Origin of the sequence: Paraburkholderia sp. MM5482-R2 (genome assembly GCF_050436125.1) — a bacterium.
In the GTDB taxonomy this organism is placed as follows: domain Bacteria; phylum Pseudomonadota; class Gammaproteobacteria; order Burkholderiales; family Burkholderiaceae; genus Paraburkholderia; species Paraburkholderia tuberum.
The window spans coordinates 2,399,332-2,418,951 of record NZ_JBNDLP010000003.1; the positions used below are offsets into that span (position 1 = coordinate 2,399,332).

13 protein-coding genes, 1 tRNA gene and 4 pseudogenes are annotated in these 19,620 nt (G+C 57.7%); 5 read left to right on the forward strand and 13 right to left on the reverse strand.

Annotated features, from left to right (window positions below):
- Positions 1-725 precede the first annotated feature (725 nt).
- On the reverse strand, positions 726-1,970 hold the full coding sequence (locus tag OKW37_RS32985) for a M23 family metallopeptidase (protein ID WP_260321390.1): 1,245 nt from the start codon (positions 1,968-1,970) through the stop codon (positions 726-728).
- Positions 1,971-2,607: 637 nt separating this feature from the next.
- Between OKW37_RS32985 and OKW37_RS32990 the strand changes: the two genes are divergently transcribed.
- Entirely contained in the window at positions 2,608-2,784 is a 177-nt protein-coding gene (locus OKW37_RS32990; protein WP_409259625.1) for a DUF3597 family protein, read from the forward strand.
- 306 nt (positions 2,785-3,090) lie between these two features.
- On the opposite strand, the pseudogene OKW37_RS32995 reads toward OKW37_RS32990, so the two are convergent.
- Positions 3,091-3,373 (reverse strand): annotated as a pseudogene (locus OKW37_RS32995) (transposase); the annotation flags it as partial.
- Positions 3,374-3,496: 123 nt separating this feature from the next.
- Here OKW37_RS32995 and OKW37_RS33000 point away from each other — a divergent pair.
- Positions 3,497-3,622 carry a hypothetical protein gene (locus OKW37_RS33000; protein WP_260321391.1) on the forward strand — a complete coding sequence of 42 codons (126 nt, stop codon included), beginning with the start codon at positions 3,497-3,499 and terminating at the stop codon, positions 3,620-3,622.
- 470 nt (positions 3,623-4,092) lie between these two features.
- Positions 4,093-4,806 carry a response regulator transcription factor gene (locus OKW37_RS33005; RefSeq protein WP_184065405.1) on the forward strand — a complete coding sequence of 238 codons (714 nt, stop codon included), beginning with the start codon at positions 4,093-4,095 and terminating at the stop codon, positions 4,804-4,806.
- A gap of 518 nt (positions 4,807-5,324) precedes the next feature.
- On the opposite strand, the gene OKW37_RS33010 is transcribed toward OKW37_RS33005, so the two are convergent.
- The 4 genes and pseudogenes from OKW37_RS33010 to OKW37_RS33025 all read right to left on the reverse strand — a co-directional run bounded on the left by OKW37_RS33010 (position 5,325) and on the right by OKW37_RS33025 (position 7,332).
- Positions 5,325-5,516, reverse strand: a complete 192-nt coding sequence (locus OKW37_RS33010) for a hypothetical protein (protein ID WP_184065410.1) — start codon at positions 5,514-5,516, stop codon at positions 5,325-5,327.
- A gap of 119 nt (positions 5,517-5,635) precedes the next feature.
- The gene (locus OKW37_RS33015) at positions 5,636-6,109 is read right to left on the reverse strand and encodes a response regulator (RefSeq protein ID WP_409259626.1); all 474 of its coding nucleotides are present in this window, start codon (positions 6,107-6,109) and stop codon (positions 5,636-5,638) included.
- Positions 6,110-6,403: 294 nt separating this feature from the next.
- Positions 6,404-6,564: pseudogene (locus OKW37_RS33020) on the reverse strand (IS3 family transposase); the annotation flags it as partial.
- A 69-nt stretch (positions 6,565-6,633) separates the two neighbouring features.
- Positions 6,634-7,332, reverse strand: coding sequence for a response regulator transcription factor (locus OKW37_RS33025; protein ID WP_184065416.1), 699 nt, complete (start codon positions 7,330-7,332; stop codon positions 6,634-6,636).
- Between the two features lie 726 nt (positions 7,333-8,058).
- Between OKW37_RS33025 and OKW37_RS33030 the strand changes: the two are divergent.
- Positions 8,059-8,692: pseudogene (locus OKW37_RS33030) on the forward strand (carbonic anhydrase).
- A 50-nt stretch (positions 8,693-8,742) separates the two neighbouring features.
- Positions 8,743-10,292 (forward strand): annotated as a pseudogene (locus tag OKW37_RS33035) (SulP family inorganic anion transporter).
- Positions 10,293-10,726: 434 nt separating this feature from the next.
- Here OKW37_RS33035 and OKW37_RS33040 read toward each other — a convergent pair.
- From OKW37_RS33040 to OKW37_RS33070, 7 genes are all read right to left on the reverse strand, one after another.
- A tRNA-Asp gene (locus OKW37_RS33040) sits at positions 10,727-10,803 on the reverse strand.
- 323 nt (positions 10,804-11,126) lie between these two features.
- A complete protein-coding gene (locus OKW37_RS33045; RefSeq protein ID WP_429403431.1) occupies positions 11,127-13,661 on the reverse strand; it encodes an ATP-binding protein in 2,535 nt (844 codons plus the stop codon).
- 134 nt (positions 13,662-13,795) lie between these two features.
- On the reverse strand, positions 13,796-14,452 hold the full coding sequence (locus OKW37_RS33050) for a hypothetical protein (RefSeq protein ID WP_429403432.1): 657 nt from the start codon (positions 14,450-14,452) through the stop codon (positions 13,796-13,798).
- 199 nt (positions 14,453-14,651) lie between these two features.
- The gene (locus tag OKW37_RS33055) at positions 14,652-14,777 is read right to left on the reverse strand and encodes a hypothetical protein (protein ID WP_260321392.1); all 126 of its coding nucleotides are present in this window, start codon (positions 14,775-14,777) and stop codon (positions 14,652-14,654) included.
- A 178-nt stretch (positions 14,778-14,955) separates the two neighbouring features.
- Positions 14,956-15,897 (reverse strand): D-alanine--D-alanine ligase, encoded by a 942-nt coding sequence (locus OKW37_RS33060; protein WP_429403433.1) that lies wholly within the window; start codon positions 15,895-15,897, stop codon positions 14,956-14,958.
- A gap of 578 nt (positions 15,898-16,475) precedes the next feature.
- Positions 16,476-17,543 (reverse strand): alpha/beta hydrolase, encoded by a 1,068-nt coding sequence (locus OKW37_RS33065; RefSeq protein WP_429510027.1) that lies wholly within the window; start codon positions 17,541-17,543, stop codon positions 16,476-16,478.
- Between the two features lie 249 nt (positions 17,544-17,792).
- Positions 17,793-19,610 carry a UDP-N-acetylmuramoyl-tripeptide--D-alanyl-D-alanine ligase gene (locus OKW37_RS33070; protein ID WP_429510029.1) on the reverse strand — a complete coding sequence of 606 codons (1,818 nt, stop codon included), beginning with the start codon at positions 19,608-19,610 and terminating at the stop codon, positions 17,793-17,795.
- Between the last annotated feature and the right edge of the window lie 10 nt (positions 19,611-19,620).

A 19,620-nucleotide genomic window follows, 5' to 3' on the forward strand; every position in this document is an offset into this window, starting at 1 on the left:
ATGCAGGTATCTTCACGTTGCTGGCATGTTGACGGGATCGCGGTGAGAAGCAACACAACACACCTGCCACAGACGTCATTTCTTATGCCGGCTACCGATTTCCGTGCGACGTGATTGGCTAGGCGGTGTGGCGATACTTGCGCATAGCCAGAGAATCGCTGGCTGCGCGCGGCATTGAGCTCACGTACGAAACGGTGCGACGCTGATCGGTGAAGTTCGGGCTTGCCATTGCTCGACGCATCCGTTCCATCGCGTTGGACCGGGCCAACAGGTGGCACCTCAACGAAGTGGTGATCACGATCGACGGCAAGCAGTACCCGCCGTAGCGTGCGATGGACCAGCCTGGCGCGGTACCGGATGTACTCGCACCAGCCGACGCGAGTGCGCGAAAAAGTATTGCACGCTTCAAATCAGCGCGCTATCTGACGCGATTCGCGTCGGCTCATGCTCAGGTGAGCAATCGGTTCAAACGCTGCCGGTACAGCGCGAACGCGCAACAGAAGCGGCAGACACGCAAGGAGGCCTGCGAGGCGTAAGAAGCTGCAACCGGAAATCCGATTCCGGATCGCCTTGCCAACCAGGTGAGCCAAACTTATGTCATGCGATTTCGCATGCACGTCATTCGGCAAGTTGACATGCCAGTCACGGAAAATATCGACTGAAGCACGCGAGACTCACCGAGCGCGAAGCGACCGAACTCATCCAGAGAAGCATAGTGTCGTAACTCAGACCAACGAGTCTTTAGGATTCTCTGCGTGGTTCAGCGTGCGTCCGGCGTTCGATGCTGTCCTGACCGTCGGGGCGTCGACCGTTAACGCCGCCAGTTGCTCACGCATGGCGCCCGTCATACCGTCGAACGCGATGCGCTGACTGGCCGTAAGCGGCGAAGCGCCAGTTCGGCTCGTCAATGCGAGTGGATCGGTAGGGTGATTGTTCCGCCGCACCTCGAAATGCAGGTGAGGTCCCGTGGACCTGCCGGTGCTGCCTACTGCGCCGAGTCGTTGTCCTTCAGTCACGGACGCGCCAACGCGCAAATCGCGGGCGAAGCTAGACAGATGTGCGTAATACGTCGTATAGCCTTGTGGATGATTGAGCACAACGTACTGCCCATATCCGCTTTCGTTGCCTACGAACTTCACGGTTCCCGAAGCGGCCGCCACTACGGGCGTCCCCTTCGGCGCGCTAAAGTCCACGCCGGTGTGAAAATGCTGCTTGCCGCCGACCGGATGGACACGATTGCCGAAAGTCGAACTGACCCTAACGTAATCGAGCGGCATCGAAAAGGGTTCAGCGGCAAGCCGCCGTCCGTCGAATGAATAATAGTCCCCGTTGGCGTGCCCCGGTGCGACAAACCACACGGCCTGGTAGACCTTAGCGCCTGAGCGGAGTTCGACGGCCGTCACGCGCCTGCGCTGTGGCGCCGCGGCATCGCGCCCATGGAAAACGCGATAGGTGTCGCCCTTCTGCGCGGGCGCCGCAACGTCGAGCCGGGAGGCGAAAATACGTGCAATCTGTTCCCGTATCTCGACAGGCACGTCGGCCCGCACCAGAGTATCGTGCAAGTTGCCTTCGATCCGCCCAGCGTATGACCCGATTTCGGCCTCCGGCACGACAAGCGGCACAGCGCCAGATAGCGGACTATTTTGAGCCTCGCCAACGAACCCGCTGAACTTGCCGGCAATATCGGCCGAACCTTCGGACATCTGCCGAGGTCGCTCGACGGGTTGCGCAGCCGGCACGGTCACCCCAAGGCCGGACCAGATCGCGCTGGATGCCTTCACGCGATTGAATATTTCTGGTGCTGCAGTCGAAACTGATAGGCCGAGAATCGCGACCATGCCACACAGCACTCCTGCACCCGCGATGGAACTCGCTGGAGATTTACATCTGGAACGAATAGAATTGCCCACTTCGATGGCAATGGCTTGCGTCTTGGGGAAGGTGTTACCTAGAAAGTGGAACGACATCATGTCAAAACCTCGCAGTCAAAATAGAGGGCTGCAGGCGTAAATGACAGTGCTTGAAACGCGCGGCAGCGGGCGGAAACGGGACAGAGCGAAAATCCAACAGTCTGGGTACCCTTCCGCGCTACACAATCCGGTCAGAAACCGTTGGAAAGGGTCCCTTCGCTATCTACATGCGAGTCCTAAAAGGGTTAATGCAATAGAGATAGAGTAAGGCGGCGCCCCATTTCGCCCTATGTGACCAATCCGAAAGAACTCTGTCGCCATAAGTATCGACCTGCGGCAGCGAGTCGCATCGCCCCCGCGCACGGCACAATCGCGAAGCTCGACGACCTCAGGCGAGCGCCAGAGGTTCATGGAGATTCGACTCTTCGCCCGCCAAATTTGCTTTGACCGGAGGCATGCAATTTCGGACTTGTAAAGCGGCGCGCCTTATACCTCCTCGCTTTTATCGGTTGTTCTTCTCGGGATCGCCGGCGCAAGCTAGTGCATCCAACTTGCCGGGCTGATCCCCGCGCGATTCATGACGCCGACGGGTTTGCCAACAGGCCAATTTCCACTCATGGGAAAAAATTGGGCATGTTCGGTGACATCGTGAACAAGCTGTTCCACGAGGCAAAGCCCGACGCGAGGACGCCGACAGTTGAGCCTGCTCCTGATCCGGCACCGAAGCGTTGAATATCGCAAACAGCTGACGCAGGATCTGAAGTATTCCGGACACTTGAATGACTCGGCGAGCGTGAACATCTGGCTGCATAGCGAGGTGACGGCGACGCTGGCCGCAAAGGGTGGCAAGTTTCCGCCCGATCTGGGCGGTTAAGCCACGCGTTGACAGAAAGTCCAATACGGGCCTCTTCTAATTCGCCAGAGCCCCAAAATTCATACGTGTCATATTGGCTGAATGCCGTGAATCGTGAAAACTGATTCGGAAGGGCGCACGGGCATGCACGGATCACATCTGCCGTCCCTCGCGGCTAACTCGGCGATGGCGCTTGCATTGACAGACCGCGACGAATACAGCTCATCGGCATAGACATGCCGGAGACGACCGCTCTCGCCTTTGCGATGACAAGTTCTACCGTTAGAAGCTGTTTCGAAATTAGTTAAACATCGGCTTGAGACACGCTCAACACATCAAATCGCAGGCGAGAGAAAGGAAATCTTCATGGGATATGGGCGTATCGTTCGTAGCGAATCTTCAGGCGTCAAAACGAGCGAAGCCACGCAATCGATCGTTCGACTGGCCAATGCGTTTCTCCGAGACCACTGCCGTGTGGCGAACCGATTTTTGCGAACGCCGGCGTGACGCCATGTTTTTACAGGCGCTGTCGATGATTCTCAGAACTGTAGCCCCGGTCGCGCTGAACAATTTACGGTCTATGCAGTGGACCTCCCCACTTGCCACGAATGCGCGCATGGGATCTATTGGAACGAAGAAACGGGTTTGCACAGCAACCGTGTGAACGGTACTAGTTTTGCCCCGCAAGGCGAGACGCTGGTGCGTGCGGCCGAAAAGCCCTTCAAGGTACAACATGATTTCGGCGATCACCAACCGCGGCGAGTTGAATTTCATGATCTTCGATGAAATTCTCAGGAATGCCGCCTTCATCGAACTCACGAAGCGGTTTCTCAAACAGCTCACGCGCAAGATCTACTAGATGGTCGACGGCCATCCGGGCCGCATCGGTCTGCTGCTATCAAGATGTTTGCCGCCGACCAAGCAACGCGTCTGCGGTTGATCCGGCTGGCGAGCTATTTTCAGGAGCCTAATCCCAGACGAGACGCCCAACCAGGGACGTCAAGACTAACGCGCTCGGCAAGATCTAACCGACCATCAAGACGGGAATGAACCGGGATCCGCGGTGGCATCTGCATCGTCCGCAAAAGGAACTCCCGTGATTCGCAACAACCCTACTGCAGTAAAAGCATGTCGATATAGCACCCGATCGACTACGAACTAGCTAATGATTTCATCAGTGCCTTTGTAATTTTCATTATTAATTTATCAATACCTATCACGAAAATGCGCTTTTTTTTGGGGCCATTTTACGAAGAGGCATCGATGATGCGGGCAGTCCATTAGAGAACTCGCGCTGAACGACAACTTGACAATACTTTTGAGGATTCTATGAGAATTGCTGTCCTAGACGACGATCAGGCACAAACCGACTTTTGCTCTCAGACGTTATCGCCGGCAGGGCATATCTGCCACACGTTTTCCTCTGGCCGGGAACTGGCACGGCAACTGAGACGGCAGACCTTTGATCTACTCATACTCGACTGGAACGTGCCTGACATGTCGGGCAAGGAGATCTTGTGCTGGGTTCGAGGTAGCCTCTCTGAACGACTTCCTGTTCTGTTCATGACGAGCCGCAGCAGTGAAGCGGATATCGCGTCAATACTTAATCACGGAGCCGACGATTACGTCGTCAAGCCGGTCCCTGGAAGTGTCCTGCTCGCGCGCGTCAGTTCGCTGTTGCGACGCACCTATCAGATCAGTGCTGCTGGGCGCGAAGTCTATGGAGATTACGACTTCGATCTGATTGCGAAGCAGGCGCTGCTTAAGGGTACCGCTGCTGCGCTGACCCAAAAGGAATTCGAACTTGCACTGCTGCTGTTCCAACACTTGGGCCGACCGTTGTCTCGCGCCCACATTCGCGATGTAATCTGGAATCAGATCGCCGAAATCTCGTCGCGGACAATTGACACGCACGTGTCGGTACTACGTGCCAAGCTCAATCTGCGCCCGGAAAACGGTTATCGGCTCGCAGCGGTTTACGGTTATGGCTATCGCTTGGCTCAGATGAATAGTGTCGAGACACTCGAGCGTCCGTCCCATTAATCGCGCACCGATGACGTCAGCGGACAAACGGTGATCGTGAAGCCGCGATTTTGATTTCTTCTTCTCGCCATCTTCGCGACGACCTCAGCAACTGACAACGTCGCTCGAGCGCAACGGAATAGAGGACGGACTGCGGTCGCTGGTCGGTTCGATTCCCGTTTCACATCTCACGGTGGTGCGGGCCCGAAACCTTCCGTGCCATGCGCTGGCAGCGTCAAGCCTTGAGAGAAATTAATCTACGCCCAAATACTTTGGAAACGTGGCGGATGAGCCGTTGCGCGTCTCGTGGCGCAAAGTGCGCCGGGTTTTCTTCGGTAAATCGCCAATGTCGTGCCCAGGTATTTGCGGGCCTCAGCCGGCGAGCGCGTGAAGAATGAATTTGCCACCTTTGACGACGCCCATACGAACGAGGCTTATCGCGCGGAGCCGCTCAATCAATCGTCTGCTTGATGCTGTTTGCCGTCGATAACGGCTATCAAACCGTTGTATTCGCCGCGCCGGGCCAGCGACAACAATGCCTATAGCCTTCCGGGAACATCAGAGTTCACCAAAGTTTTCCCCTGAAGTTGGGCAATGATTTCCCGCCGTCCTTTTGGAGAGGCTCGAAGCAGGAGGTTCATTGTTACTATAAATTCGCGCTCTTCATTCTTTTGGAGATTGACGAACGCGAGTAGCGCCTGAACAGTTGCGGCCTCTTTGTTATTCGACATTTCGATTTCCTTTGATCTTCACACTACATCGCAAGTTGTAAAACTGCCGAAGAAGGGAAAGACTTACATCGCCCTGAAAAAATCAACCAGAACTCAACAAAAATAACAGCCAAACGTTGCTAACTGAAGTTGCAAAGGTTACCCGAGAACGCACCGCGTATTGCCGATACAAGCTCGCCGACGTCAGCACTCTTTAGAATAAGGGAATGTACTCCAATCCGCGCGAGCGACCGTCGAAGATCAGGGTCGCCATTCATACTGAATACGATGATCTTCAAATCCGGAAAACACTTTCTCAAGAACGCCAGATAGGGAACTCCGTCGCCGTATTCGCCTCCGGGCATCGCGTCGTCAGTGACGAGTACGTTGCAGGGCACGCGAGCAAGACGTTCAACAACCTCAGTCGAGTCGCACGCAGTCGCTACCATTCTTAAATCAGTATGTCCGCTCAGTACCATTCTGACACCCGATAATACGACAGGGTGGTCATCGGCCACAATAATATCGATTATTCCTTGCACTTTACTACCTCGCGATCTATCGGAAAGACAGTTTTTCGCGCCATCTCGTCTGAGTCGCGACTCCACGTGCACAATCCAAAACCCTTCATTGCCGTGAGTTTTATGAATTCAGATCGCACTCGGAATATTCATGCTGGAATAAAAGCACTTGCTATGCAAATAGCATCAACCAACGCCTTTCATACATTCTATTTTTCTGAGTATCGACGGAAATGCGACGGGTGTTATTTTTCTTTTACACCAGTCGGACTCGTCATAAATTTGTTTTTGGTGTTGTGGCGGCGCATAGAAAGAGGCTGGGAGTTGCTCCTGTAACTCAGGAAGTGGACACCGTTAGGTTGATGGCGCAGCAGTTCGCCGGAACCCGCGAGCGAAGCTGCGCGTGCGATGGTCGATGTAGGCAGCGCCGTTGTCCGACAGCCGTTCGACGGCCGCACCCGCCTGGGTCGCTCCGAAGCGTCGCTCGACCGCAGCGAGCATCACATCACGCACGACGCGTCGTCATTATGTGCGCCAGTAGTCGCTGCCGAACGGATGTCACCTACCGGTCATGGCAGTCCAGTTACTTCTAAATAGTACCAGGCATTGGCTGACGATTAGACACCCGTATTTGGGTATAACCTGACATTCGCGTCGATATCCTCTGCGTGAACCGCGGAGGCCGAAAATCCGCTTTCATATGCAAACCTGAATAAATCAGCGTCACGTTCTATGCCCAGCTTGCGCATCGCCGCCCTTTTCTGTGCGCTCACTGTCTGCTTCGTCCGATTCAACTGGGCGGCTATTTCGTTAATCGTGACGCCGGACACGTACAGACGTACAACCTCGGCTTCCCGCCCCGAAAGATTGCGCGGCGGTATGGCTTGCGTTGGGCCGACTCTTCCGGGTTGCTCGCGTGAAGTCGGTGAAAAGTAGGTTGCACCCGCGTGAACTGCATGTATGGCGGTAATCAGATAGTCAACATCTTTCGATTTGTTCAGTACGGATTGGATACCAATTTTCCGCATCTTGGAAGCAATGGCGAAATTGTCGATCGTGGTGAAGACGATTATCTTAAGGTCGGGATAGCGGCGCTTTAAGAACGAAAGCATGGCCATCCCGTCACCGTATTCTCCCCTAGGCATGGAGTAGTCTGTGATGAGAATGTCACATTCGACATTTGACAGAAAATTGACGATTTCCGTCGAATCCTGCGCCGTCCCAAGGACGCTGAGAGTATGGACTCTGGATAGTTCGTATTTCACGCCAGTGATTAATGCCGGGTGGTCGTCTGCAAGTATCAGCTTTATTTTCATTGCTCGCTCGATCGGTCAACTGCATTTATGAATCGAATTTTGGAATGCTTAATGTAACGGCGGCCATCGAGGGCGGCCATCTTACTAGCCTCATTCAATCCACCAAACTGTCTGACTGATCCGAAAAACCAACGGGATATATCTGGAGATAGCCCATTGCCGTCCGTATGATCCGACGACGGAGTGGTTCGTTTTCAACGAGCTTCGGGCGGCGAGAGCGTCAGTCGGATATTGCTGGGACGGATGGAATTCACATACGAAACGGTGCGACGCTGGTCGGTGAAGACCCAAGGGTGTCTTCGAGGCGCAAGAAGCTGCAACCGGAAATCCGATTCTGGATCGCTTTTTCTACTAGATTAGTATGACTAAAGTCACTCACTTTCTCATTCACGTCATTCTGGCAATTTGACAATTCCTCAATTCCACATCGCTCGAAGATTCCGGGTCTTCAAAAACATCGTGGTTACCGTACAAGTTGGTCAAACGCCCGCACTGTGATTCTGAAAAATATTGCAGGCAGAAAAAATGCCAGCTCTTTCTCTCGCTCATTGAACCTGATGTGAGACGTTCTTGTCAGACCAATTCTTCTCTTGTTTTCATCTGCATGACTATCGATTGGATCATGCCCTGGTCGATACGCGCGATGAACTCGTTTCATTTTGCATAGCCTGTGTTCAAAGGGTCCACCTCGCGACCAGGCTTTACCTGATCAGGGAGTTAGTGGCAATGCATCGTCCCAAGAGCATGCTTCTCGCCAATATCGTATGGGCGCGAGAAACCGCTGAATGCGCGCCAGATTTCTTCACCACCCTGTCGCTCGGCCAAAATCCCCGTGTGCTCTGGATAGGCTGCTCCGACAGTCGGGTGCCTGCTGAAGCCATCACCCACAGTGCGCCGGGGGCGAGCTGTTTGTCCATCGCAACGTCGCCAACCTTTTTCATCCGAACGACAATAGTTACGCGAGCGTGCTCGAGTATGCCGTGCGCGCGCTGATGGTCGAGCACGTGATCGTTTGCGGGCACTACGGCTGCGGCGGTGTACGCGCATCTCTCTCCTACCGCCCTCTTCCGGAATGCCGCACGTCAACCGCCACATCGCACCACTTCGCGTGCTTGCCCACCGGCATTGCGCAGAGCTCGACTGCGAACCGAGCGACCGGGCGGCCGACCGGCTCTCCGAGTTCAACGTGCTCGAACAGGTAAGGTTGCTGCGTGACACGACGATCATCCGTGACAGCGTCCCCGCCCCGCTAGTGCACGGCTGGATCTTTTCTCTCACCGATGGCCGCATCGAGGAATTCGACTCTGGCTATTCCGCAGGTAGCACCCACCAGGACACACCACATAAGAACGCAGGCTGATCCACCACAATGAATCGCCCTCCAAATCACCCTCCTCTTTTCCGTCCATCATGAATCTACGAGCATCACTCTCAACGCTCCCACGCGACCTGATTGCGGGTGTCGTTGTCTTTCTTGTCGCGCTGCCGCTGTGCCTGGGTATTACCAATGCATCTGATGTTGAGCCCTTCGCAGACCTTGTGTCCGGCATCATCGGCGGCCTCGTCGTCGCGCTTCTGAGCGGCTCGCCACTCTCCGTCAGTGGACCGGCGGCGGGCCTCGTCGTCATCGTCGTCGAAGGCATTGCGCGCCTCGGCAGCTTCTCGGCCTTTCTGCTCGCCGTGCTACTATCCGGCGTCATTCAATTTGGCTTCGGAATGGTGAAGGCAGGCCGAGTGGCCGCATATGTGCCTTCGCCCGTTATCAAGGGTATGCTTGCCGCCATTGGCATATTGCTGATCGTCAAGCAGGTGCCGTTCGCGTTAGGCATGGCAGGTGACCTTGATACGCCCGTCGGCAACATGCCATTCAGCCTCCGCGCACTAACCGCCTTCGCCGTCGCGACGGTGTCACTCGTCCTGCTAGCCAGTTGGGAAACCCGAGCGCTGCGACGCTTCAGGCTTGTGCGCCTAGTCCCTGCGCCGCTCGCCGTTGTGCTCCTCGGCATTGCCGCGACGCTGTTGCTTGACATGCTGTCCCCAAGCCTCGCCTCGCCCTCCGAACACCGTGTCGCCCTGCCCGAGCTCGCCTCGATTGCTGCTCTCAGCGCCGCAATCAAGAGCGCTGATCTCGGGCCGAATTTCGCCCAACTACTGAACCCCGACATCTGGCGCGTCGCGTTGACGCTGGCGGTCGTCGGAAGTCTCGAGACGCTGCTGAGCCTGGAAGCCGTCGAACAGATCGATCCGAGGCGCCGCCCGACTCTGCCAGACCGGGAGCTGAAAGCGCAAGGCGTGGGCAATCTGATTGCAGGAGCAATAGGCGGCCTGCCGATCACGTCGGTAATCGTGCGCAGCTCGGCGAACGTCAATGCAGGTGCACAGAGCCGCGTGTCCGCCATCGTGCACGGCATACTGCTGCTAGTCAGCGTGTTTGCACTCGCCGGCCTGATTAACCAGATCCCCTGGCAAGTCTTGCCGCGATCCTCATCCATACCGGCATCAAGCTCGCCAAACCGAGTTTGTTCCTGTCCGTTGCGAAACAGGGACCAGGTGCATTCGCACCGTCCATCGCGACGATAATCGGCGTGCTCGCCGTGGATCTCCTGTTCGGCATCGCGCTCGGACTCGCGGTCGTTGTCCTCATGGTCGCGTGTGCGAATTTGCGTGGTCCCGTTATGTTTGCGCAGCAAGACGACCACTACCTGCTGTCTTTCCGCAAGGATGTGTCATTTGTCGGCAAGGTGAAGGTCAAGCACTACCTGCGGCAGATTCCTGACCAATCGGCCGTTATCATCGACACGACCCGTGCCGACTACATCGATCACGATGTGCGCGACCTGATCGACGCGTTCGTCGTCGATGCACGGGGCCGCGGTATCACGGTCGAGATCAGGCAGCAGCCACATCACGCGAAAGAACGGAATGGACGCTGGCTGTTCCGCAACCAGACCGCGCGATAAGCATTAAATAGTGGAGCAGACACAGGGACGGGTTGTGCAACGATGAGGACCACTCATCTGCCCGACAGGTAGGAATGTTGGGCGGATGTCTGTGCAACGCCGCCATCGCCACAACCGGATTCACCGTCTGCTCCGTCAATCGCCGGCATACGAAATGGCGGCCGTGGCAGCGTGTTGTGTTGCGGGGCGTGGGCTCTTGGGTATCGCAGCCCCGATCGGGGCAAGCGACAGAGGTACGGAATGATGGTCAGCAGGGGGATAGTGGAGGCACCTTGACGATCCGATCAGCTATTCCCGCCCGGCACGTTGCAACCTCGCTGCCTGCGTAGCAGATACAACAGAACCGACGATGCCCTACGTCGAAACGTGATGAGTCTCGACGCGTTTGGGCACTTAAGTAGCCCGCGAAAAGGTTGACGACTTTCTTGAGATGTTGGCGGAGTGGACGGGACTCGAACCCGCGACCCCCGGCGTGACAGGCCGGTATTCTAACCAACTGAACTACCACTCCTTTTCGAAGTTAACCTTAGCATGTCTGCCCGCGTTTTTCCAGCAAGAACCTTGCTCAAGAAGCACGAATCCGGATTGCGTCGCTACATAGAATATGATCCCAACAAATGTCAATATGACCAGTATTACTAATCGTGCCAACGAGTAGCATGACTGCACGAATGTTTGTGCGACGCACACCGTCTTTCATCCTGGCCCCGCGCGATGCAATAAACCGGCGAGAGCGGCCTGCGTGCAGGCTTATGGCGGCTGCGGCATCAGGAATACACGGATGAAGAAGCTGTGCAGCGCGCCGACGATGAAGGCCTTGAAACTTCAAGTGGATCAAGTCAGGATAGTGGCACTCAACTGGCTATCGAAAGCATCAATCATGTCCTGCGTCGCCCCGACACCCTCCTTCGATATCGCGACTTCCATTTGAGCGCACTGCTCTGCAAGCGTGCGGTATCCAAACACATTTAGCGCGCCCCGCAACGAATGCAACTCGGCGAGTATCCGGGCCGCGTCGCCGGCATCGTACGCGGCATGGATCGCCGCCAGCGCCTCTTCGCACGATTTCAGGAATGTAGCCCGCACGTGGGCTGGCATTGCACGGCCGCCCAGCATCCCATCACGTTTCCTTTCCTGTTCCTGTTCCTCCGCCTGCACCGCCACACCCGGCACGCCGGTCACCTCCGACAGCGTTGCCGACAGCTCGTCCAGCTGCAGTGGCTTGGCCACTACCCGCATTACCCCGGCCGCCTCGCAACGCGCTCGCTCCTCCTGCGACACGCTCGCCGTCGCCACCACGATCGGCATTTCTGGCCAGCGTGCCTGTGCCTCTCGCACGAGCCCATAACCGTCCAGCACCGGCATCGCCAGATCGGTCACCAGCACATCGAAGCGCTCCCGTGAGAGACGTTCCAGCGCCTGCAGCCCGTCTTCCGCCACCTGCGGCTCACACCCGAGCATCTTCAACTGCTCGCTGAACAGTTCCCGGTTCACCGCGTTGTCTTCCGCCACCAGCACCTTCAGCCGGCGCGACAATCCCCGCTGTGTCTCTTTGCCCGCCTCCAGCGGCATGCCCTGCAAGGTATGGCGTAGCGCCGCCGCCAGCCCTTTCAGACCATAGCTTGAGACCTTCACCGCCCGTCCCGTCGCTACGGGATACGCCGGTCCTTCCGCGCTGCAGTCAATCATCCAGGACGACGCTTCCAGAAGACGACGGACGTCGTCCGCATGCCAGGTGTCGTGCTCGCCGCAGACAATCAGGGTATCCGCCTCCTCCAGCGTCTCCAGATCGAGTTGCGCAGGATGACGATACGCCTGTACCTTCAGCCCCCAGGCCTCCAGTGCCGGCACCGCATACGCGTGCCAGGTGTCCGCCGCCGCGACGAACAGCACCAGCTCGCCCTCGAAGTGCGGCATATCCAGCCCAGGCTCGCCGTGACAGTCGCCCAGCGGCACCCGCACCGTAAAGAGGCTGCCCTCGCCGGGCACGCTGTGCACTGCGATCGTCCCTCCCATCGCATCCGTCAGCCGCGCGCATAATGCCAGCCCCAGACCGGTGCCACCGAAGCGACGGTTGATCGTCGTATCCGCCTGGCTGAACGCGCGGAACAGCATCGCCTGCTGCTCCGGCGATATCCCGATCCCGCTGTCTTCAACTTCGATCACAAGCTCTGGCTGATTATCACCGCCCGCTTCCGCCGACAGTCTCAATGTCACCTCTCCGTGCCCGGCAAACTTGATGGCGTTCGACAGCAAATTGTTCATCACCTGGCCAAGCCTCGTCGGATCGCCCTGCATCGGTTGAGTGGTCGATGTGCCAAATTCGCCCGACAACCTCACGCCCTTCGCCCGCGCCACCGGCCCGAACATCGTCAGAGCCCGCGAGGCCACCTCCTGCGCGTCGAACACGATCCGCTCGAGCGTCATCTCACCGGCCTCGATCTTCGAGAAATCCAGCACGTCGCTCACGATTGCAAGCAGTCCGTCCGATGAACCCCGGATCGTTTTCAGCCGGTCACGCTGCAGCGCATCGAGCTGCGAGTGCGACAGCAGCTCGAGATTCCCCAGGATCGCGTTGAGCGGTGTGCGGATCTCATGGCTCATCGCCGCCAGGAAAGCGGATTTCGCGGCATTGGCCGAGTCCGCCGCCTGCTTTGCTTCCCGCAGTTGCCGATTGAGGCGCTTTTCCACCGTCACGTCCGTGAACGCCGTCACCAGCACGTCCTCGCCCTGGTAGCGCGCCGGCACGACACTCACCGAGAGATCCATCGTCCCACCCTCGCGTGTCGGCAGCGACCACGCCTCGTGCGCCATGCTGTTTGTACCGGTTACACCGCTTACATCTGCGCGTTGCCGGTGACGGTGAACCAGTTCTGCCGAAAGTGTCCGTGCCGCCGGCAGGACCACCCGCGCCGCGGCCTCGATCATCGTCGGACTGCGCAACAACGGCTTACCGCTCTCCACGGCAATCAGCCCCAGCCCTACCGGTGCCGTCTCGATCAGCGCGCGGCTCAGGTGCTCGCTCTCGAACACGCGTCGGGAGCGCTCAAGAACAGGCAGGAACACGCGCCGGTTGAACAGTAGAATCAGCGACCACACCACGAGGAGGATCACTCCAGTCGTCGCGGCCGACGTTCCAATCTGACCAGTCAGTGCCCGGGCAATCGAGCGCCACGACTGCGCATACACGAGCGTTGCGCCAGTCTCGCCGATTGGCCAGCCAAACAGCATGTGGCCGTCACGAAAGATCCTGCCTGTCGGCTCGACAATTCCTGCGACACCTAAAGCACGCGCGGTATCCAACGCCTTCGGGTCGACCGGTTGACGCGAAAATGAAGTGATAACCTGTCCATTGCGCGCGAAGAGCATAAGAGAGCCGTCAAGCCCACTCTCCCCTAGGGCGGCAGTGATAATGGTGACCGGTAACTCGTAAACAGCGACGGCGAACGGCTTTCGCTCCTTGTCAAACAGGGTCGCTGCAACTCGAACTGATCGCCTGCCGCTTAACGGACTATCGTAGGGAGGGAGCCACCGAAATGCACGCCCCCCGGTGCGGGGATCGAGCAAGGGCACGTCTCGCGGAACAAGGAGATTGCCGCCAGGTCCCGCGAGTGCAGAAAAAAAACAGCACGATCGGCAAGCAACGTCGCCATCCGGGCATCGCCAGGCGATGGTACCAGGATGAGCAGTGGACGCTCAGGCCTGTACAACCAGAATGTCAACAGGCCTCCGTTTCGTTCGGAAGCTGCCGTCGCCGCCTGACTTATCTGTTTAGCAAGCCGAATGTACCGGGTTGCCAACAAATCGGGAGGCGTTGCAGACGAGGCACCCACCACGAGCACCGGCAGATGATCTGGGGCCTGCTGAAGACGAAGCATCTGGCCATTGCCTGTGAACTGTTCGACAAGGCGTGGCTCGGCCTGTTCGCCGGCCCTCCAGGCGACCTCGATGAGCCGTACGCCGTTTTGCATAAGCACGACGTTGCGCGAGTTAAGGTCGGTGAGCCGGTTCACGCCGGACATCAGTTCTTGATGCTCGAGCGCAACATAGGTACGTACAGTGGCCACCGTGTTCAGGACGAACGCAACCAGCACCACCGCCGTTACCACTGCCCCGCCGCCGAACATCAACAAATGCTGATAGCGGCGAAAGCGGTCCAATACATTGCGTTGTGCGTATGGAGTCATAGGTGCCAGCGGAGTTGACGCTTTCGCCGGGTGCCCCCTCGAAGGAAGGTTCACGTGGCAGGTAACAACCTGATTATCCACCGCGCGGCGCAACAGCAAAACGCTTCTTTACACGCGTGCTGACGGCGAGTCCCGAAGCACCGAAGAAAATCGTTACCGACCTGTTACGCATTTACCTGACCGCAAAAGCAGAACTCGCCGCGCTGGCGAGCGTGAAGCACATCAACTGCTGCGCTGTTCGCTTTATCGCCAATAGTTCGCCGCGCAATGCGTGGCGTTTTTCATAGGCGTCGCCCAAGGTCCGTCCGTTAAGCTTTGAATGGTGGCATCGCCTGCCAATCTTCCGCCGCGTGAACGCTAATGTGACAACGCCGTTCTTTGCCCCGGTCGGGACTGCGATTGCCCCACAGCCCTTACCCAGCAGGGCGCCGACGCCGGGACCGGATTGACGAACTCTGCTATACGTCTCGGCGAGGTCAATCCTTCAGCGTGAGCGACAATACCCTCACGACCAGTTCCTGATAGCTGATACCAACCGCGCGAGCAGCCTTCGGCAACAGCGAGTGATCGGTCATTCCTGGTGATGTGTTCACTTCGAGGAAGTACGGCTTGCCCTCGCCATCCATCATGAAGTCGACACGCCCCCAGTCCCAGCAACCGAGCACGTCAAACGCGCGGCGCGCGAGTTGCTTCAGGCGCATCTCTTCCTGGGATGCCAGTCCGCATGGAATCAGGTACTGCGTCGAATCGTGAACGTACTTCGCGTCATAGTCGTAGAACTCGCCCGCTGGCACAATTTGGATGACCGGCAGATCGAGGTCGCCCGCAATGCACGCAGTGTATTCACCGCCGCCTTCGATACTCTTCTCGACCAGCACGATAGCGTCGAACTTTGCTGCTTCCGCGATCGCTGAGGGTAGCGCCTCGGCCGCTTTTACCTTGATCACGGCGACGCTTGAGCCTTCGCTCGCCGCCTTCACAAATAGCGGCAACCCGAGTTGCGCGACGATCTCCTGCGCACGCGCATCGTAATCGTCGCCGCGCATCACGGCCTCGAACGGCGGCGTCGGAATACCCAGTTGCTGCCACACAAGTTTCGAGCGGAACTTGTCCAGCCCGAGCGCCGAACCAAGCACGCCGCTGCCGGTATATCGGATCCCATAAAAATCGAGCGCGCCCTGAATCTGTCCATTTTCGCCGTAGCCGCCGTGCAGCACGTTGAACGCGCGCACAAAGCCCTCGTCCTTTAACGCTGACAACGGCCGCGTGGATGGATCGAAGGGGTGTGCGTCGACGCCTGCATCGCGCAGTCTCTGCAACACGAGACAACCAGAATTGAGCGACACGTCACGCTCGGCGGACACTCCACCAAACAACACTGCCACCTTGCCGAATCGCTTCGGATCGATACTGTCCATCGAGCTCCCTATTTATGCAAGGCACCTTTATCTTCTCGTCCGCTCATCGAGACTTTGACCAGCGAGGCCGGTATCTGGGGGTGCCCCTAACGCGCGACAAAAGACATAGCCCCCTGCTCAAACCCACGACCACCGTTTCGCGATCATCCCATCGCAAGCAACTTCGGCACGAGCCCGGTTTCGAAGCGTCATACAGCCAAATCGGAACGGAAATTGAGGCGGCAACTTTCAACCACAAATCTCACTGTCGAAGCCAGGGACGCAGCGAATAACAAGCAACCACCCGTGAACAAGTTTAGGAAAAATACCGTCAGGTGTCCATCGACAGTGGATGCTGTTCCGGGCTAGCGTAACGACGGAAACAACTACCCAAACGAACGCGCGCGGTCTGTCCGATCGGCTGCCGCAGGCTGACGGCGACAACGACACAACGAGCTTTCGGACCACTCCGAATCGGCTGCATGGGTCGCTTGACGGCATCAACGTCAGCCCCCCACGCCCGGCCCGATTTGCTGACCAATGCTCCTCACCATGACAACGCCAGTCAGCGCTCCCTGGAGGTCGCACCTTTTCGTGGCTTACTTAACCTGCGACAGGTCAAGTTCTGCAAGCGCCATATGGATTTCCTTCGCTGATTTCCCTTGAGCAAAAAGCGTTGCAGCGCGTTTCGCGTGTCCGGCGAGCAGGTGATGTTGCGGCCCGGGAGCATGGGCGTAGATGTGATGCGGCTTGAGGCCGGCGGCACGCAGACGGCGGACATAATATAGCTGGCTGTAAAAGGGAACCACACGATCCTCCGGATCAGAAATCACATAGATTTCCGGTCGTGGATCCTGGCGAATGCGCCCGATTTCGTCCACAGGATCGTAATAGCTCCGGGCATCGTAAAGCAGTCGACCGGGGATTTCCCGCTTGTATTCCCAGTACGCCGCGACCTGTTTGGCGGAAGCAACGGCGGAAGAAACCACCGATGCCGCGACGTCTGCGCGTCTGTTCAGGAGCGCAGCGGCGATCTGGCCTCCTGCGGAATGTCCGGTCAGAATGAATGATGCAATGTTGTAACGCTCCTTGAGCATGTCCAGTGCGCGGTCCATCAGTTCGATCTCGCGATGCGTGCGGCGCATGTTATGGTCGCCAGAGGAGCCATAGATACCCGGCCGGGCAAGATAGAGCGTGGGACGGCCGGAATCAGCGGACCATTTAGCCATATCTTTCCCAATCTCCATGGGCGAAACAGACAGGTAGGATTGTGTAACGTACCTGACTCCCTTCGTCGTTCTCAGCATGACATCTCCGCTGAAATAAACCAGCACAGTGGGGCTTTCGCTGCCGGACAATCCATGCGCGTAGTATCGAATGCAATCTCCCTTGCCGTTGACTTCGACCCACAGGCTATCGGGCACTCGCGCGCAGTGTTCCGGTGAACTGAATGAACCGTTCAGGGCTTGTGCGGCATCGAATGGCTCGCTTCCCACAGGGATATTAAGCTCCCCAGGCCGTGGAGTCTCAAACGGCCCCAGTGTGGGTCGGTCCGCCAGACTGGGCTCGGTAACGCCCAAAACGCCAAAGACAACGAACAGGAAGCGCCGGAGTCTCCAGCGCAGAAGGTGCGATAAACGCCGACAATGTCGGCCAAACCATTTCATAAATAAGGTTCCGTGAGGTTATGCAGAAAAGACAGAAATGATCAACGATGGCCACGCGCGCGGGCAACGAACTCGCCTGCACCAGACGCAGGCGAGCACCTTGGGTGGTACGGCTGATTTGGCATTCGGGCCCCGTGCTGCGCGCAGACTACCCCGCGCGGCTTACCGCCATCGGGGGTGAGCGCTGGAAGCTTTCGGGTCGTTCAGGCACGCCTGAAGACCCATTGCTCGCAGGGCCAGAGGTCAATGCTACTTTTGCGCGCCAGCCCTCAGCCACGCTACGACCTCATGGAGACGCGTACTGTTCGAGCCCTTGAGCAGCACTACGTCCTTGTCGACAAGCTCTTCCTGGAGTGCAAGCTTCAATTCGTCAAGCGAATTCGTGTAGCGCCCATGGCGTGCAGCCGGCAACCGTTCCCAGAAGTCGGTATAGAGCTTGCCCATGACATAGACGCGATCGATCCCGCAACGCTCGACCACTGCAGCCAGGTCGGTATGAAGCAGCGACGCCTGGGGACCGAGCTCCGCCATCTCGCCCAGCACAGCGACTCGTCTGGCTGCATTCTTCATGTCCCGCAAATGTTCCAGAGCGGCCTGCATCGAGCCGGGATTGGCATTGTAGGCATGGTCGACAATGGTCACGTGCCGTCCGTCGAGTGTCAGCTCAAACTCCTCGCCGCGGCCGGACAGGGCAGCAAAGCGTGCGATCCGTTCGAGCGCAGGTGCGAACGGATAGTTGAGCGCCGAGACAGCGGCAAGTACTGCCAAGCTGTTCAACGCCATGTGCAAGCCTGCGGCCCCGATCGGATAGGTGATATCGCGCCCTCTAATACGCGCATCGACCCGCTGCCCCGACGCGTCATGATCCACGAGTTGAAACTCGCTCTCGGCAGTCGTGCCGTAAGTAAAGATTTTCAGATCCCGTTCGATGGCCGCCTGGTAGACGGTATCCCATTCCAGCATGTCACGATTGAGCACCACGACACTTCCCGCAGACATGCCAAGAAAAAGCATGCTTTTGGTCCGGGCAATATCAGTGATTGTGCTGTTTTTCCCGAGGTGAGCAGGCTGGATGTTAGTGAAAATGCCGACGTCCGGGCGGGCAATGGCCGCGCTCTGTCTCATTTTGCCCACGGCAACTTCCAGGACGACATGAGGGGTGTCCCACTTGATTGACGCAAGATTCCAGCTCACACCTTGGGGAAGGTTTGCGTTGAACCCGCTCGCCGCTGTCGGACCGTAAGCATTGAGGGCGTCAGCCAGCATGGCCACGAGCGTGGTCTTGCCAGCGCTTCCGGTCACCGCCAGGACAGTGCCGCTCATCTGGCTGCGTGCATAGGCTCCCATCGCAAGAATTGCCGTGGCCGTATCTGCGACATGCAGGACCGGCAAATCGGCAAGTTGAGCCTGCACATCAGAATGGCTCGAGATAACACCCGCCGGGCGGGGCTGCATCTGTCGAATGACAGGAACAGGGATCCCCCGGCTTACCTCACCGGTTCGGGCAACCACGACGTTTCCAGGCTGCATGGCAGGCGCGTAAATGCAAAGGCCGCTTGCCGTCCACCCCAATGGCGGCTGCTTGAGCCACGTCCCCTGCGTGGCCGCCTCGATCAGGGAGGCGTTCCATTCCCGCGCCAGCGTTGAGGATACTGAATGCCGCTGCGACTCCAGATAGTTCAGATAGGCGACAAAACCCGATAGATAGTGCTCGACATCGTCAATGCGGACCCGGAAGGCATGGTGGCGAATGAAGAAGCTGCCGGTGATCCTGCCCGGATTGGCAAAGTACATGGCAAGTTCCGGCCAGAAATGGCCATCTAACAGGCGCTGCGCCCGCGCATGCAGTGCATGGAAGAACTTATCCAGATCGACCTCGGCAAGCAGGTGCTCCAGGCCGGGCTGCTGCTGCATGCGGCTAATCATCTGCTCGGCAGCCGTCATCAATTCAAGCAGGGTTGGAAACGTCGTCACCCTTTCAGCCACGAAATCAAGATAGGTGGCGAAGTTCTGGATTCCAAATTTGTAATACGCTTCCAGTGGCCTGTGACGGGTCAATTCGTTCACACAATAACTG